The 14,640-nt window shown below is 71.5% G+C and carries 15 protein-coding genes; 8 read left to right on the top strand and 7 right to left on the bottom strand.

The window, feature by feature from the left end:
- Positions 1-128 precede the first annotated feature (128 nt).
- Together ACLJQE_RS15305 and ACLJQE_RS15300 are read left to right on the top strand one after the other, a co-directional pair.
- Positions 129-1,145, top strand: a complete 1,017-nt coding sequence (locus ACLJQE_RS15305; protein WP_410639872.1) for a fatty acid desaturase family protein — start codon at positions 129-131, stop codon at positions 1,143-1,145.
- Positions 1,146-1,154: 9 nt separating this feature from the next.
- Complete coding sequence (locus tag ACLJQE_RS15300) at positions 1,155-2,216, top strand: MBL fold metallo-hydrolase (RefSeq protein WP_410639871.1); 1,062 nt, start codon at positions 1,155-1,157, stop codon at positions 2,214-2,216.
- A 158-nt stretch (positions 2,217-2,374) separates the two neighbouring features.
- Here ACLJQE_RS15300 and ACLJQE_RS15295 read toward each other — a convergent pair whose 3' ends face one another.
- The 6 genes from ACLJQE_RS15295 to ACLJQE_RS15270 all read right to left on the bottom strand — a co-directional run bounded on the left by ACLJQE_RS15295 (position 2,375) and on the right by ACLJQE_RS15270 (position 8,206).
- A complete protein-coding gene (locus ACLJQE_RS15295; protein WP_410639870.1) occupies positions 2,375-2,974 on the bottom strand; it encodes a hypothetical protein in 600 nt (199 codons plus the stop codon).
- Positions 2,975-3,115: 141 nt separating this feature from the next.
- Positions 3,116-3,655: a 3-hydroxy-9,10-secoandrosta-1,3,5(10)-triene-9,17-dione monooxygenase reductase subunit gene (gene hsaB, locus ACLJQE_RS15290; protein ID WP_410639869.1), complete on the bottom strand. Its 540-nt coding sequence runs from the start codon at positions 3,653-3,655 to the stop codon at positions 3,116-3,118.
- Entirely contained in the window at positions 3,652-4,563 is a 912-nt protein-coding gene (hsaC, locus tag ACLJQE_RS15285; RefSeq protein WP_410639868.1) for an iron-dependent extradiol dioxygenase HsaC, read from the bottom strand. Before hsaC ends, hsaB begins: the two co-directional genes overlap by 4 nt.
- The gene (gene hsaD, locus ACLJQE_RS15280) at positions 4,563-5,408 is read right to left on the bottom strand and encodes a 4,5:9,10-diseco-3-hydroxy-5,9,17-trioxoandrosta-1(10),2-diene-4-oate hydrolase (protein WP_410639867.1); all 846 of its coding nucleotides are present in this window, start codon (positions 5,406-5,408) and stop codon (positions 4,563-4,565) included. The genes hsaC and hsaD overlap by 1 nt, the downstream gene beginning before the upstream one ends.
- On the bottom strand, positions 5,408-6,571 hold the full coding sequence (gene hsaA, locus ACLJQE_RS15275; protein WP_410639866.1) for a 3-hydroxy-9,10-secoandrosta-1,3,5(10)-triene-9,17-dione monooxygenase oxygenase subunit: 1,164 nt from the start codon (positions 6,569-6,571) through the stop codon (positions 5,408-5,410). Before hsaA ends, hsaD begins: the two co-directional genes overlap by 1 nt.
- Positions 6,572-6,604: 33 nt before the next feature.
- Positions 6,605-8,206 carry an FAD-binding protein gene (locus tag ACLJQE_RS15270; RefSeq protein WP_410639865.1) on the bottom strand — a complete coding sequence of 534 codons (1,602 nt, stop codon included), beginning with the start codon at positions 8,204-8,206 and terminating at the stop codon, positions 6,605-6,607.
- Between the two features lie 123 nt (positions 8,207-8,329).
- Between ACLJQE_RS15270 and kstD the strand changes: the two genes are divergently transcribed.
- From kstD to ACLJQE_RS15240, 6 genes are read left to right on the top strand one after another with little or no spacing between them, the layout of a single operon-like run.
- Complete coding sequence (kstD, locus tag ACLJQE_RS15265) at positions 8,330-9,994, top strand: 3-oxosteroid 1-dehydrogenase (protein ID WP_410639864.1); 1,665 nt, start codon at positions 8,330-8,332, stop codon at positions 9,992-9,994.
- Positions 9,991-11,127, top strand: coding sequence for a Rieske 2Fe-2S domain-containing protein (locus ACLJQE_RS15260; RefSeq protein WP_410639863.1), 1,137 nt, complete (start codon positions 9,991-9,993; stop codon positions 11,125-11,127). Before kstD ends, ACLJQE_RS15260 begins: the two co-directional genes overlap by 4 nt.
- Positions 11,124-11,381, top strand: a complete 258-nt coding sequence (locus ACLJQE_RS15255) for a hypothetical protein (protein WP_410639862.1) — start codon at positions 11,124-11,126, stop codon at positions 11,379-11,381. Before ACLJQE_RS15260 ends, ACLJQE_RS15255 begins: the two co-directional genes overlap by 4 nt.
- Complete coding sequence (locus ACLJQE_RS15250; RefSeq protein WP_410639861.1) at positions 11,374-12,405, top strand: 2Fe-2S iron-sulfur cluster-binding protein; 1,032 nt, start codon at positions 11,374-11,376, stop codon at positions 12,403-12,405. Before ACLJQE_RS15255 ends, ACLJQE_RS15250 begins: the two co-directional genes overlap by 8 nt.
- Before the next feature lie 9 nt (positions 12,406-12,414).
- On the top strand, positions 12,415-13,263 hold the full coding sequence (locus tag ACLJQE_RS15245; RefSeq protein ID WP_410639860.1) for a MaoC/PaaZ C-terminal domain-containing protein: 849 nt from the start codon (positions 12,415-12,417) through the stop codon (positions 13,261-13,263).
- A gap of 56 nt (positions 13,264-13,319) precedes the next feature.
- The gene (locus ACLJQE_RS15240) at positions 13,320-13,772 is read left to right on the top strand and encodes a riboflavin kinase (protein ID WP_410639859.1); all 453 of its coding nucleotides are present in this window, start codon (positions 13,320-13,322) and stop codon (positions 13,770-13,772) included.
- A 304-nt stretch (positions 13,773-14,076) separates the two neighbouring features.
- Here the strand turns inward: ACLJQE_RS15240 and ACLJQE_RS15235 are convergent, their stop codons facing one another.
- A complete protein-coding gene (locus tag ACLJQE_RS15235; protein ID WP_410639858.1) occupies positions 14,077-14,625 on the bottom strand; it encodes a DUF5134 domain-containing protein in 549 nt (182 codons plus the stop codon).
- Between the last annotated feature and the right edge of the window lie 15 nt (positions 14,626-14,640).

The raw sequence follows: 14,640 nt of genomic DNA, 5'->3' as shown, positions 1-14,640 counted from the left end.
CGAAGGCCACCTTGGGTGCGTTGAACGCACCGAAGGCCACATTGGGGCGCTTGGTAGGGCTGGCCCCCGCAAAGCGGCTGGGGTGCGCAGGATTCCGGGAGGGGCGGCGGTGCCGAAGACTCGGGTGGGTGACGACCACTGAGAACCTCGCCGGGAGCGACTTCGCCCGGCTGAGCCACCGCGTCTCCGCCGCCGGACTGATGAACCGCCGTCCCGGCTACTACACCGCCCGGATCGCCGTCGTCGCCGGGTTGTTCGGCGCCGGCTGGGTGGCCTTCGCCCTGCTGGGGAACTCCTGGTGGCAGCTCGCCGTCGCCGTCTTCATGGCGGTGCTGTTCGGGCAGATCGCGTTGCTCTCCCACGATCTCGCGCACAAGCAGGTGTTCCGGCGACGGCGGCCCACCGAAATCGCCGGGATGCTCGCCGGGAACCTCGGCATCGGGATGAGCTACGGCTGGTGGATGGACAAGCACACCCGCCACCACGCCAACCCCAACCACGAAGAGCTCGATCCCGACGTCGACCCGGACATCCTCGTCTGGTCGAAGGACCAGGCCCGCGCCAGCGGCGGGGTGCCCCGGTTCATCGGGCGGTACCAGGCCTTCCTGTTCTTCCCGCTGCTCACCCTCGAAGGGCTGAACCTGCACTGGTCCGGCATTCGCGCGGTCCGCAGGCCGGGGCTGCGGCGGCGTGGCCTCGAAGCCGCGTTGCTCGCCGCGCACTTCGTCCTCTACTTCAGCGCGCTGCTGACGGTGCTGAGCCCGGGGATGGCGCTGCTGTTCTTCGCCGTCCACCAGGGACTGTGGGGTGTCTACATGGGATCGATCTTCGCGCCCAACCACAAGGGCATGCCGACGCTGACCGGGCGCACCGAGCTCGACTTCCTCCGCAAGCAGGTGCTGACCTCGCGCAACGTCCGCGGCGGCGTCGTCACCGACGTCGCGCTCGGCGGGCTCAACTACCAGATCGAGCACCACCTGTTCCCGAGCATGCCGTCGCCGCACCTGCGGCGGGCGCAGCCGATCGTCCAGGCCTACTGCGCCGAGCTGGGCATCCCCTACCTGCAGACGAGCCTGGCCGAGTCCTACCGGCAGGCCCTCACCCACCTGCATGAAGCTGGGGCCCCTCTCAGGAAGCGTTCGTAGACTCGGGGCATGAGGAAGAAGATCGCGGCCCTGCGGGACCTGCCGGCGGCGTTCGGCGGGAAGGCCACCGGCGCCCGGGCCGAGCGGGTCCGCTCCTCGCCGCAGTTCGACGGCAAGGTGTTCCGCAACGTCGCGCCGCGGCACCCGATGACCGCGGCGGCGATGCGCACCATCTTCCGCGAGATGTTCTTCGGCGAACACCGCGAGCTGCGCAAACCGGCCGGTGCGGTGCCGCTGGTCGCGGCGGAGCCGGTGCTCTCGGCGGACGGCCTGCACCTGACCTGGTACGGCCACGCGTCCACGCTGGTCGAGCTCGACGGCGCCCGCGTGCTGCTCGACCCCGTGTGGAGCGACCGCGTCTCCCCCGCGGCGTTCGCCGGCCCGCGGCGGCTGCACGGGCCGCCGGTGCCGCTGTCCGGGCTCGGCCGGATCGACGCCGTGGTGATCTCGCACGACCACTACGACCACCTCGACCTGGCCACGGTCCGTGAGCTGGTCCGCTCCTCCGACGCACCCTTCCTCGTGCCGCTCGGGGTGGGGGCGCACCTGGAACGCTGGCACGTCCCGGCGGCGCGGATCATCGAACTCGACTGGCACGAAGAGGCGACGGTGGCGGACGTCCGTTTCGTGGCGACGCCGGCCCAGCACTTCTCCGGCCGCGGCATCACGAACGACGACACGCTGTGGACGTCGTGGGCGCTGCTGGGCCCGGAGCACCGCGTGTTCTACAGCGGCGACACGGGTTATTTCGCCGGGTTCGCGGCGATCGGCGCGGAGCACGGCCCGTTCGACGCGGCCCTGATCCAGATCGGCGCGTACGCCCCGCACTGGCCGGACATCCACATGACCCCGGAGGAAGGCGTCGCGGCGGGCCTCGACGTCCGGGCGAAGCTGCTGGTCCCGGTGCACTGGGCGACGTTCCAGCTGGCCATGCACCCGTGGGGCGAGCCGGCCGACCGCGTGTGGACCGAGGCCAAGGAGGCCGACCTCCCGCTGGCGATCCCCCGCCCGGGCGAGCGCATCGACGCCACCGCACCCCCACCGGTCGACGGCTGGTGGCAGGCACTGTGATCCCGGAGCCGACACGCGTGATCAGGAAGCCGACACGCGTGATCCTGGCGACGACACGGCCCCGCACCGCCGTGTCGACGCGTCAATCACGGGTGTCGACCCTCGGATCACGCGTGTCGACCGTTCCGGCACGGCGTGCCGTACGGCTGGAAGTGGGGTCAGAACCGGCTGTCGTGGCGGGCTTCGGACCAGGCTCGGTCCCACGCCGCCGCGTGGAGGCGGGTCAGCGCGAAGCGGGCGATGCCGTACATGCCCGCCAAGGCGCCGGTGATCGCGGTCCACAGCAGGAGGGCCGCGAACACGCCGTCCGCCGCCGAGGTGGACGTCGACAGGGGCTCGCCCGCCAGCTCGCCGTGCTGGTCCAGCCAGATCGGCACGCGGGTGCCCGCCGGGGTGCCCGGGTCGGCGAGGACTTCGCCGGTGTGGCGGGCGGCGCGGGCGTCGAACCAGGCCGCCGGGACCGTGGCCTGGGCGGCCGGGGCGCCGGCGCCGTCGGTGCTGTACGGCTGGCCGGCCGCCGCCGCGAGCGAGACCGCCGTGGCCGGGTGACGGGTGGCGCGCTCCTGCGCCGCGCGGGCCGTCTGCGCCGCGTACGTCTCGGAGCCGAACGCCGCCGCGAACGGGATCGCGAGGAACGCGCCGGCGATGGCCAGGAGCAGCAGGAGGGCTTCGACGCGGTCGCCCGTCCGGGCCAGTGGGTTGCGGCCGGGGTGCACCCGCCGGCCGAACCGGGCGATCCGTCCGCTGGGCCCACGCATGCGCAGCTCACTCCTCCCGGGAAGGTGTCTTCTCGGTAACAGTGTGCGCGCCGGGGCTCGGCTTCTCTCGCGAATGGGACGCGGCCCACCTGTGAACCCGTGCACAACCACCCGGTCGCGCCAACCCGGCGCGAAGGGTGGTTACAGCCAGTCGTCGGGGCGGGGCCAGGGCATCAGGGCCGCAAGCGGGTCCCGGACCGGCTCGGTGACCGCGTACCGGCCGCGGTGGAACAGCAGCGGGCGGGCCTCGGACGGCGCACCCAGCGCGGTCACCCGGCCGATGACGACGTAGTGGTCACCCGCCTCGTGGACGGCCTCCAAGGCGCAGTCGATCCAGGTCAGCGCGCCGTCGAGCAGGGGCGCGCCGGACGGCGCGGGTGTCCAGCCGAACCGGGCGAACTTGTCCTCGCCGCGGGCGCCGAACACCGCGCTGACCTCCTGCTGGTCCTCGGCCAGCACGTTGACCGCGAACCGGCCCGCCGCGGCCAGCACCGGCCACGTCCGCGACGTCCGGGCCGGGCAGAACAGCACCAGCGGCGGGTCGAGCGACAGCGCCGCGAACGACTGGCAGGCGAACCCGGCGAGGGTGTCGCCGTCGCGGCCGGTGACGACCGTGACGCCCGTGCAGAAGTGCCCGAGCACGCTGCGGAACCCGGTCTGGTCGACCGCCACGGACGTCATGCGCCCGGAGGCCGCGCGCCGACCGAGAAGTCGTGGCCCCACAGCGAGACCGCGGTGCTCTCGCGCGCGATCCAGTTGTCGTCGTCGACCTGCCGCCCTTCGCAGCCGAACTCGACGTCGAAGCCGCCCGGGGTCTTCATGTAGAACGACAGCATCAGGTCGTTGACGTGCCGGCCGAGGGTGGCCGACATCGGCACCTTCCGCCGGATCGCGCGGTCGAGGCAGAGGCCGACGTCGTCGGTGTTCTCCACCTCGACCATCAGGTGCACGATCCCGCTCGGCGTCGGCATCGGCAGGAACGCCAGGCTGTGGTGACGCGGGTTGCAGCCGAAGAACCGCAGCCACGCGGGTGGCCCGTCGGCGGGCCGGCCGACCATCTGCGGCGGCAGGCGCATCGAGTCGCGCAGCCGGAAGCCGAGGACGTCGCGGTAGAAGCGCAGCGACGCCTCGTCGTCCTTCGTGGACAAGACGACGTGGCCGAGGCCCTGCTCCCCGGTGACGAACCTGTGCCCGTACGGGCTCACCACCCGCCGGTGCTGCAGCGCGACGCCGTGGAACACCTCCTGGGTGTTGCCGGACGGGTCGTCGAAGCTGATCAGCTCGTCGACGCGGCGGTCGGCCAGTTCCTCCGGCGTGCCCTCCTTGTACGGCACCGACGCACTGTCCAACCGGGACCGCAGCTCGGCCAGCTCGCCCGCGTGAGCGACCTCCCAGCCGGTGACGGCCAGCCGGTCGGCGGCACCGGGCGAGATGACCAGCCGCGCCGGGAAGTCGTCCATGCGCAGGTACAGCGCGTCGGGGTTTTCGCCCTTGCCCTCCACCATGCCGAGCACCTTGAGCCCGTACTCGCGCCACGCCGCCATGTCGGTGGCTTCGATGCGGAGGTAGCCCAGAGACCGGATGCCCATCAGGAACTCCCGAGGAAGTCGAGGGCCAGCCGGTTGAACTCGTCGAACTTCTCCAGCTGGGCCCAGTGCCCGCAGCCGCCGAACACGTGCAGCTGCGCGCGCGGAATCGTCTTCAGTGCCAGCAAGGCGCCGTCCAGGGGGTTGACGCGGTCCTCGCGTCCCCAGATCAGGAGCACGCGCTGGCGGAGGCGGTGGGCTTCACGCCAGAGCATGCCTTCTTCGTAGGTGTCCGGCTGCGCGAACGACATCCCCATCGCGCGCATCGCGGCCAGGGACTCCGGGGTGTTCGCGGCGGCGAAGCGTTCGTCGATCAGCTCGTCGGTGACGAGTGCCTGGTCGTGGACCATGATGCGCAAGAAGGCTGCCATGCGCTCGCGCGACGGCTTGGCCGCGAACCGCCCGAGGTTCTTGACGCCTTCGGTCGGGTCGGGTGCGAACAGGTTGACGCTCAGCCCGCCCGGCCCCATCAGGACCAGCCGCCCGGCGCGCTTCCCGTGGTTCAGCGCGAGCCGGACCGCGGCGCCGCCGCCGAGGGAGTTGCCGACGAAGTGGGCGCGCTCGATGCCGAGCGCGTCCATCAGGCCCACGACGGCGTCGGCGCTGTGGCGGAAGTACTGCGGGTGCTCGGCCGGCTTGTCCGACCGCCCGAAGCCGGGCTGGTCGACGGCGATCGTCCGGTAGTGCTTGGCGAATTCCGGCAGGTTGCGGCCGAAGTTGCTCCACGCCGACGCGCCGGGCCCGCCGCCGTGCAGCAGGATCACGGTCTCGGCGTGCTCCGCGCCGGCTTCGTGGTAGTGCAGCTTGAGCGAGCCCGCCTGGACGTACTTTCCTTCGGGCGCGGCCATCAGTACATCGCGTTCTCGACGGGGAGCCCGAAGGCACCGGTGCCGAACATGACGTAGGCGCGCTCGGCGTCGTTGGCCGCGTGGACGCGGCCCGCGTGCGCGTCGCGCCAGAAGCGCTGGATCGGCGTGCCGCGCTGGATCGCCCGGCCGCCGGAGTTCTCGAAGAGCCGGTCGATCGCGGTGATCGCGCGTTCGGTGCCGCGCACCTGGTCGCGCCGGACGCGCAGCCGCAGGTCCGACGGCAGCCGTTCCTCCCGCTTGGCGAGTTCGTACAGCTCCTCGATGTTGCGGGTCAGCTGCAGCCAGGCGGCGTCGATTTCGCTGGCCGCCTCGGCGATCCGCACCTTCGTGAACGGGTCCTCTTTGGACTGCTCACCGGCGTACGCGGCCCGCACGCGCTTGCGCTGGTGCTCGACGTGCGCGTCGTAGGCACCCTGCGCCATGCCGATGATCGGCGCGGTGATCGTCGTCGGGTGCACCGAGCCGTACGGGAGCCGGTACAGCGGACCGGGGTTGACGGCCTGGCCCGGCACCTTGCACTTCGACGTCGCGATGAAGCTCAGCGCCCGGTGCCGCGGCACGAACACGTCCTCGACGACGACGTCGTTCGAGCCGGTGCCGCGCAGGCCGATCGTGTCCCAGACGTCCACGATGGAGTAGTCGGCGATGGGCAGCAGGTAGGTGCAGAAGTCGACCGGCTTGCCATCCTTGAACGCGGGTCCCCCGAGCAGCACCCACGTGCAGTGGTCGCAGCCGGAGGAGAAGCTCCAGCGGCCTGAGAGGCGGTAGCCGCCCTCGACGACCTCGGCCTTGCCCATCGGCGCGTACGACGAGGAGATCCGCACGTCCTGGTCCTCGCCCCAGACCTCCTGCTGCGCCTGCGCGTCGAACAGGGCCACGTGCCACGGGTGGACGCCGAGGATGGAGGCGACCCAGCCGGTGGACCCGCACGCGCTCGCGATCAGCTTGACCGCGGTGTAGAAGCTCACCGGGTCGGCTTCGAGGCCCCCGTGGAGCTTCGGCTGCAGCAGCTTGAAGAACCCGGTCTCCTGCAGGGCCTTGACGGACTCCTCGGGGACGCAGCGCGCGTCCTCGGTGTCCTGGGCCCGTTCCCGCAGGACCGGCAGGAGGTCCCGGACCCCGGCGATCACCTGCTCGCTCATGCGCACCTCTCTCGTTTCCACTTCCCGAGAAGACTAGAACACGTTCTCGTTTTTGTCGAGAACGCCCTGCGCCAAGGCACTGTTGATCCCCGCTCTGCGGCCGGAAAACACGCAGTCGGCCAGCGACAGGCCGCTCACGTAGGACCTGGAACAGATTCCCACGGCCGTGCGACCGGCGGCGTACAGCCCCGGGATCGGCGCCCCCGCCGTGCTCCGCACCGCGCCGGTGTCCTCGTCGACGACCAGGCCGCCGAGCGTGAGCATCGGCGTCGGGTACCCGAGGTTCGGCCGCACCGAGATGTCGATGAGCGAGTACGGCGGGTTGTCCAGGCGCCGCACGAACTCCGTCGGCTTGCCGGCGGGGTCCCGGTCGCCGTGGTAGGCCTCGACGCTCGCGCGCAGCCCCTGCGGATCGACGCCGGCCTTGCGCGCCACCTCTTCGACCGTCGCCCCGACGACCCGGCCGCGGCGCAGCAGGTACCGCAGCTGGAGCCACTGGAACCACTGGCTTTGCTTGCGGCCGTCCCGGCGCGCTTCGGCCACGATCGGCGCGTCGACGAGCAGCCAGCCCTTGCTCTCGTGCTCCTCGATGAGCTTCTCGCCGACCGCGGCACCGTAGCGGGACTCGTCGATGACCCGCCGGCCCCCGGCGTCGACGATGATCCCGCCGAGGAACGCGCTGGGCGGGGTGACGAACCGCCACGCGGAAATCCGGCCCAGCTCGCCGGTCGCGCCGCCGGCCTCGACACCCATCCGGATGCCCGAACCGTCGTCGGCGGACGTGCCGAGCGGCAGCCCGCCGCGGTAGGCCGGCGCGTGTTCGCGCACCATCTCGCGGTCGGCGATGAAACCACCGGCGGCGAGCACGACCCCGCGCCGGGCGGAAATCCGCAGCTCACGGCCGTGCGCCCGTTCGAAGCGCTCGACCCGGCGGTGCAGTGACTTGCGCAGGGACGGTACGTAGATCCCGGGCTTCGCCGCGTATTGCGCGAAGCGCTGGTGCCGTGCGCGCACCGCCGCGGGAGCGTCGGCCAGGGTGTCGACGACGAGCCCGGTGACGCGGCCGGCGTCGTCGCGGATCAGGGTGCGGGCGGTCGTCTGCGTCAGCACGCGGATGCCGCGGGCCCGCACGGCCGCCTTGAGCCGCGCCATCAGCATCTTGCCCGAGGTCCCCGGCCCCTTGACGCGGTGGCCGCGCGGAGCCGGCTTCGCGGCGTCGCGGAAGCCTCCGGCCGCCTCGCTGCCGGAGTAGTAGAGGTAGTGCTCGTCGCTCGGGTACGACGTCTTGTACGGGCAGAGGCTGCCTTCGAACGGCACGCCGTTGCCCTCCAGCCAGGTGATCATCTCGCGGCTGCCCTCGCAGAACCGCCGCAGCGTCCGCTCCGAGACGACCTCCCCGGTTTCCAGCCTCAGGTAGGCGTACATCGCGTCGACGGAGTCGTCGACGCCCGCGTCGAGCTGCTGGCCGGTCCCCCCGCCGGCGTAGACGACGCCACCGCTGACCGCGCTGGCTCCTCCGCCGGCGAAGCGCTCGACGATGACCACGTCGGCGCCCGCGTCGGCCGCTTCGAGGGCGGCACAGGCGCCGGCCGCCCCGAACCCCACGATGACCACGTCCGCGACGAGTGCGTCCATGGTCACCACCCTAGAACTGAAACACGTTCTCGTCTATCGTGGCCGAAAGCGGCTCTCAACTGGAGACTCGTCCTATGGAACACGTTACAAGTGTTCTGCAGAACGCCTTACAAGTGAGGTGGCATGACGGAGCAGTTCGACGTCGTCGTGGTCGGCAGCGGTGCCGCCGGGATGACCGCCGCGCTGGCCGCGGCTCACCACGGCCTGAGCGTCGTCGTCCTGGAGAAGGCGCCCTGCTTCGGCGGCTCGACCGCGCGCTCCGGCGGCGGCGTCTGGATTCCCGGCAACCACGCCCTGCGGGCCTCCGGGATCGACGAACCACCCGAGCGGGCGCGCGAGTACCTGGCCTCGATCGTCGGCGACGTCGTCCCGGCCGTCCGGCGCGACACGTTCCTCGCGCACGGCCCCGAGGTGCTGCGGTTCGTCTGCGACCACACGCCGCTGGAGTTCCGGTGGGTCCGCGACTACAGCGACTACCACCCCGAAGCCCCCGGCGGGCGCCCCGGCGGCCGGTCCGTCGAGCCGGTCGCCCTCGACGGCAAGCTGCTCGGCGCCGAGCTGGCCCACCTCGAACCGCCCTACAGCGCTCCCCCGCTCGGTGTCCCGATCACCCAGGCGGACTACCGCTGGCTGAGTCTCCTCGCGAGGCACCCGCGCGGGGCCGTCCGGCTGCTGTCGCTGGGCGCGCAGTGGCTCGCCGGCAAACTCCGCGGGCAGCAGCTGCTGAGCATGGGGCAAGCGCTTGCGGCGGGCCTGCGGGTGGGCCTGGCCAAGGCCGGTGTCGAAGTCCGGCTGAGCACGCCCCTGGTCGACCTGCAGGTCGAAGGCGACCGCGTCACCGGGGTCGTCACCGCGCGAGGTGCCGTCGAGGCCCGGCGCGGGGTGATCCTCGCCAGCGGCGGCTTCGAGCGGAACCTCGAGATGCGCGAGAAGTACCAGCGGGCGCCGATCGGCACCGACTGGACCGTCGGCGCGGCCGCCAACACCGGCGACGGCATCACCGCCGGTCTCAAGCTGGGCGCGGCACTCGACCTGATGGACGACGCCTGGTGGGGGCCGACGCTGCCACTCACCGGCGGGCCGTGGTTCGCGCTGGCCGAGCGGTCGCGGCCGCGCTGCATCATGGTCGACGCGCGCGGCGAGCGGTTCGTCAACGAGTCGGCGCCGTACGTCGAGGCCGTGCACGCGATGTACGGCGAAGGTGACGGGCCGGGCGAGCACATCCCGACCTGGCTGGTGTTCGACCAGCGCTACAAGGACCGGTACATGTTCACCGGCATCGGGCCGCGCCAGCCGCTGCCCGGCCGGTGGTTCAAGGCCGGGATCGCCGCGAAGTCGTCCTCGCTGGCCGGGCTGGCGGCGAAGATCGAGGTCCCGGCCGACGCCCTCGAAGCCACGGTGACGCGCTTCAACGGCTTCGCGCGCCGGGGTGCCGACGAGGACTTCCACCGCGGGGTCAGCAAGTACGACCACTACTACGGCGACCCGCGCAACAAGCCGAATCCCAGCCTCGGGCCGCTGGACGAAGCGCCGTTCTACGCGGTGAAGATCGTGCCGGGCGACCTCGGCACCAAGGGCGGGCTGCGCACCGACGAGCACGCGCAGGTGCTGCGCGAAGACGGCTCGGTCGTACCGGGGCTGTTCGCGGCGGGCAACACCAGCGCGGCCGTGATGGGCCGGACGTACGCCGGGCCCGGCGCGACCATCGGTCCCGCCATGGTGTTCGGCTACCTTGCGGCGACGCGGCTGGCGCACGAAGATCGAGGGACCACGGGAGGGCAGCGATGACGCAGGATTCGGTACGCACCATCTACGCCGGTGAGCCGCCGACCCGGTTCGCCCGCGGCTGGCACTGCCTGGGGCTGGCGGACAACTTCCGCGACGGGAAACCGCACGCCATCACCGCGTTCGGCACGAAGCTCGTGGTGTGGGCGGACTCGGCCGGGCAGCTGCACGTGCTCGACGGCTACTGCCGGCACATGGGCGGCGACCTCACCCAGGGCAGCGTCAAGGGCGACGAGGTGGCCTGCCCGTTCCACGACTGGCGCTGGAACGGCAAGGGCAAGTGCGTCTCGATCCCCTACGCCAAGCGGGTTCCGCTGCGCGCGCGGACGCGGTCGTGGACGACGGAGGAGCGCAACGGCCAGTTGCTGCTGTGGCACGACCCGGAGGGCAACCCGCCCGCCGACGAGCTGGCGATCCCCCGGATCGAGGCCGCCGACAGCGCCGAGTGGAGCAACTGGACCTGGGACGAGATCTTCATCGACGGCTCCAACTGCCGGGAGATCATCGACAACGTCGTGGACATGGCGCATTTCTTCTACATTCACTACGCCTACCCGACGTACTTCAAGAACGTGTTCGAAGGCCACATCGCCACGCAGTACCTCAACACCAAGGGCCGCCCGGACATGGGCATGGCGTCGAACTACGGCGGCGAGGAGAACCTGCTGCGGTCGGAGGCGTCGTACTTCGGGCCGTCGTACATGATCAACAAGCTGGTGAACTCGTTCCAGGGCTACGAGATCGAAAGCGTGCTCATCAACTGCCACTACCCCGTCACGCCGACGTCGTTCGTGCTGCAGTACGGGATGAAGGTGCGGAAGCCGCCGGGGATCTCCGACGAGCACGCGGACAAGATCGCCGCGAAGCTGGCCCGCGGGATCGGGGCCGGGTTCCTGCAGGACGTCGAGATCTGGAAGCACAAGACGCAGATCGACAACCCGCTGCTGTGCGAAGAGGACGGTCCGGTCTACCAGCTTCGCCGGTGGTACCAGCAGTTCTACGTCGACGCCGCCGACGTCACCGAGGACATGACCCGGCGCTTCGAGTTCGAAGTGGACACTTCCAAGGCGAACGAGGCGTGGGCGGCGGAGGTCGCGGAGAACCTGGCGCGGCAGAAGACCGAGGCGGAAGTGTGACCACCGCCGAGCAGACCGAGTTCCTGTCGGGCGGGCTGCGGCCGCACGAGTGCCGCAGCTGCGGGACGTGCGTGCTGGTGAAGAAGAACAGCATCCAGCACACGAGCATCCAGTGGACGTCCCGCCCCGCCGACACCTGCCCGGTGTTCGCGGACGCGGACGGTCCGTCGGCGTTGCTCGACACCTGCCCGAAGCTGGCCGACAGCATCTCCGACGCGGTCCGCGAGGGCACCCTGGGGGTGGCCGATGGCTGAGCGGGTCTACACGCTGACCGTCGCCGACGTCGTCGTCGAAACGCCGGACGCGCGGTCGGTCGTCTTCGAGATCCCGGCCGAGCACGCGCCGGCGTTCACCTACGCGGCCGGGCAGTTCCTGACCTTGAAGATCCCCAGCGACCGGACCGGTTCGGTGGCGCGGTGCTATTCGCTCTCGAGCGCACCGCACGAAAACCGCGTGCAGGTGACGGTCAAGCGGACCGACGGCGGGTACGGCTCCGGCTGGATCTGCTCGTCCTTGAAGCCGGGGATGCAGGTCGACGTGCTGGCGCCGGCCGGGGTGTTCTGCCCGGCGTCGGCGGACGAGGACTTCCTGCTGTTCGCCGGCGGCAGCGGCATCACGCCGGTGATGGCCATCCTGAAGACGGCCTTGGAGCAGGGGTCGGGGCGGGTCGTGCTGGTGTACGCGAACCGCGACGAGCGCTCGGTGATCTTCGCCGGCGAGCTGGCGTCGCTGGCGAAGCGGTACGGAGACCGCCTGGTCGTCATCCACTGGCTGGAGAGCGTCCAGGGGCTGCCGGACGTCTCGCAGCTGCGCGGGCTGGCTTCGGCGTACACCTCGCACGAGGCGTTCCTGTGCGGGCCGGCGCCGTTCATGGCGGCCGTGCGGGAGGCGCTCGGCCAGCTCGGGGTGCCGCGTGACCGGGTGCACGTCGAGAAGTTCACGTCGCTGACCGGGAACCCGTTCGAGGACGTCGCCGCCGAGGAGGAACCCGCTTCGGACGAGGCCCCGGCGTCGCTGACCGTGTCGCTGGACGGCTCGACGCGGACGCTGACCTGGCCGCGGCAGCGGAAGCTCCTGGACCGGCTGCTGGAGGCGGGGATGGACGCGCCGTACTCGTGCCGCGAGGGACAATGCAGTGCGTGCGCGTGCCGGGTGGTCTCGGGCGAGGTGAAGATGCTGCACAACGAAGTCCTCGACGCCGAGGACATGGCGGACGGCATCGTGCTGGCCTGCCAGTCGCTGCCGGTCACCGACGAGGTCTCGATCAGCTACGAATAGGAGTCCGGCGTGCCCATCGACCCCACGGTCGCCATCGGTGCCGAGATCGGCGAGGTGAGCTTCGGCTGGACGTCGTCGGACGTGCTGCTGTACCACCTGGCGCTGGGCGCCGGCCCGGACGAGCTGCGCTACACCTACGAACAGGACCTGGTGGTGCTGCCGACGTTCGCGACGGTGGCGGCCAACCTGCGCGTGTTCGACCCGCCGGCGGTGTCGTTCCCCGGGGTGGAGATCGACCTGGCGAAGGTGCTGCACGGCAAGCAGGAGATCACGCTGCACCAGCCGATCCCGACGGCCGGGAAGGCGGTGGCGCGCTCGCGGATCGCCGACGTCTTCGACAAGGGCAAGGCCGCGGTGGTGGTCCAGGAGGTCGCCGTCACCTCGTCGACCGGAGATCCACTGTGGACGGCGCGTTCGAGCATCTTCGCCCGCGGGGAAGGCGGTTTCGGCGGCTCACGCGGGCCTTCGGACCGGATCGAATGGCCGACGCGTGAACCGGACTTTGTTTTCGACACACCGACGCTGCCGCAGCAGGCGCTGCTGTACCGGCTGTGCGGCGACCGGAACCCGCTGCACGCGGATCCGGCGTTCGCGCACGCGGCGGGGTTCGACCGGCCGATCCTGCACGGGCTGTGCACGTACGGGATCGTCGCGCGGGTGCTGGTGAACGAGTTCCTGGACGGCGCCCCGGCCCGGGTGGCGTCGTTCGCGGCGAAGTTCGCCGGCGTGGTGTTCCCGGGCGAGACGCTGCGCATCCGGGTGTGGCGCGACGAGGACCGGCTGCTGGTGACGACGTCGGCCGTCGAACGGGACGACGCGCCGGTGCTGGCCGACACGGTGCTGGTGCCCACTTCCTGAGCTGTTCCGTCCAGTGCGGCTACCGTGTGAGGGAGACCTCGGGAGGACGGAAGACGATGCCGGAGTACTTCGTGGTGCGGGGAATGGTCGAATCGGGCGACAAGCGCGGCCGCGAGCTGGGCTTTCCCACGGCGAACATCGCCCTGCGCGATCAGGACGGCTCCCTGGGCGACGGGGTGTGGGCGGGCTGGATCGGCCGCCCGGACGGCACCCGCCTGCCGGCGGCGATCTCGGTCGGCCGCCGCCCGACGTACTACGGCGCGGACGGGTACCGCCTGCTGGAGGCCCACGTCCTGGAGTTTTCGGGCGACCTGTACGGCGAGACGCTGCTGGTGTGGCTCGGCTCGCACCTGCGGGAGCAGCAGAAGTACGCCTCGGCGGAGGACCTGATCACGGCACTGAAGAACGACATCGCGGCGGCCACCCAGTGGACGGCGGAGCACCCGGCCGCTTCGCTGCCGCCCGCCGGGGAGAGCCCGCTCGGCGAGGTCCGCCGGCTCACCGCCTGAAGCCGGCTCACCGCCTGAAGTCTCTGCGCACGCCTGAGCCGGCTCACCGCCCGAAGTCTGCGCACGCCTGAAGTCTGCGCACGCCTGAAGTCTGCGCACGCCTGAAGCCGGCTCACCGGCTGAAGTCTGCCGCGGCCCGGACCGTTCGCGCGGCGAACCCGCTGGTGGGCCGATCGCCCCCGCCTCACCGCCCGGAATTGTCGGTGGTCTCCGGTAACGTGAAATCCGGGGGCCCCCAGGCCGGGGACCTCTCTGGGGCGTGCTCACAGGGCTGTGCTCACAGGCCGTGCCCACAAGACCGCCCTCACAGGGCCGAGGCAAGCAGCATGTAGCCCATCCCGGCACCCATCGCCGCCCGGCACACCGCCCGTGACGCGTGGCCTGAATCCCGCCCCACGACCGGCGAGCCCCGCACCACCCGCACGCCGGACCACGCGGCATCGGCCACGAAATACCCCGCCGCCACCACCGCTATCAGCGGCAACGCCAGCCGCGCCTCCATGGCGGACATCGTCAGCCACGGCCCGTGGTCCGCGCCGCCGTGGGGCATCGCCGTCACCATGTACAGCATCGCCGCCGCCGACAGCGCGTGGTGGGCGCAGGTCCGGCTCCGCCACCAGGCCACCGCGAACCAGCCCGTGGTCAGCACCAGCACCGCCTGCCAGCCCGCCGCCGGGATCGGGCCGCCGACCGGGGACAGCATCGCCACCATGGCCACCACCAGCAGCAGCTCCGCCAGGTCGCCGTGGCGGACGCCGTGGCCCAGCCGCGCGTAATCGAGGCGGACCAGGCGGAGCACGCACGGCAGCACCAGCGCCGCGAACACCGCCGTGAGCGCCCAGTCGACCGCCATCGCCAGTCGGCCTCA

The sequence above is a fragment of the Amycolatopsis sp. lyj-346 genome (assembly GCF_046548975.1).
In the GTDB taxonomy this organism is placed as follows: domain Bacteria; phylum Actinomycetota; class Actinomycetes; order Mycobacteriales; family Pseudonocardiaceae; genus Amycolatopsis.
The sequence above is the reverse complement of the archived record's forward strand: the minus strand, read 5'-3'. Positions and strand labels throughout refer to the sequence as shown.

Excerpts from the sequence above, each read along its gene's own strand:
- ACLJQE_RS15300 (WP_410639871.1), top strand. The coding sequence starts at position 1,155 with ATGAGGAAGAAGATCGCGGCCCTGCGGGACCTGCCGGCGGCGTTCGGC.
- ACLJQE_RS15260 (WP_410639863.1), top strand. The coding sequence starts at position 9,991 with ATGACGCAGGATTCGGTACGCACCATCTACGCCGGTGAGCCGCCGACC.
- ACLJQE_RS15235 (WP_410639858.1), bottom strand. The coding sequence starts at position 14,625 with ATGGCGGTCGACTGGGCGCTCACGGCGGTGTTCGCGGCGCTGGTGCTG.
- ACLJQE_RS15270 (WP_410639865.1), bottom strand. The coding sequence starts at position 8,206 with ATGGACGCACTCGTCGCGGACGTGGTCATCGTGGGGTTCGGGGCGGCC.
- hsaA (WP_410639866.1), bottom strand. The coding sequence starts at position 6,571 with ATGAGCGAGCAGGTGATCGCCGGGGTCCGGGACCTCCTGCCGGTCCTG.
- ACLJQE_RS15250 (WP_410639861.1), top strand. The coding sequence starts at position 11,374 with ATGGCTGAGCGGGTCTACACGCTGACCGTCGCCGACGTCGTCGTCGAA.
- hsaD (WP_410639867.1), bottom strand. The coding sequence starts at position 5,408 with ATGGCCGCGCCCGAAGGAAAGTACGTCCAGGCGGGCTCGCTCAAGCTG.
- ACLJQE_RS15240 (WP_410639859.1), top strand. The coding sequence starts at position 13,320 with ATGCCGGAGTACTTCGTGGTGCGGGGAATGGTCGAATCGGGCGACAAG.
- ACLJQE_RS15295 (WP_410639870.1), bottom strand. The coding sequence starts at position 2,974 with ATGCGTGGGCCCAGCGGACGGATCGCCCGGTTCGGCCGGCGGGTGCAC.
- hsaB (WP_410639869.1), bottom strand. The coding sequence starts at position 3,655 with ATGACGTCCGTGGCGGTCGACCAGACCGGGTTCCGCAGCGTGCTCGGG.
- kstD (WP_410639864.1), top strand. The coding sequence starts at position 8,330 with ATGACGGAGCAGTTCGACGTCGTCGTGGTCGGCAGCGGTGCCGCCGGG.
- hsaC (WP_410639868.1), bottom strand. The coding sequence starts at position 4,563 with ATGGGCATCCGGTCTCTGGGCTACCTCCGCATCGAAGCCACCGACATG.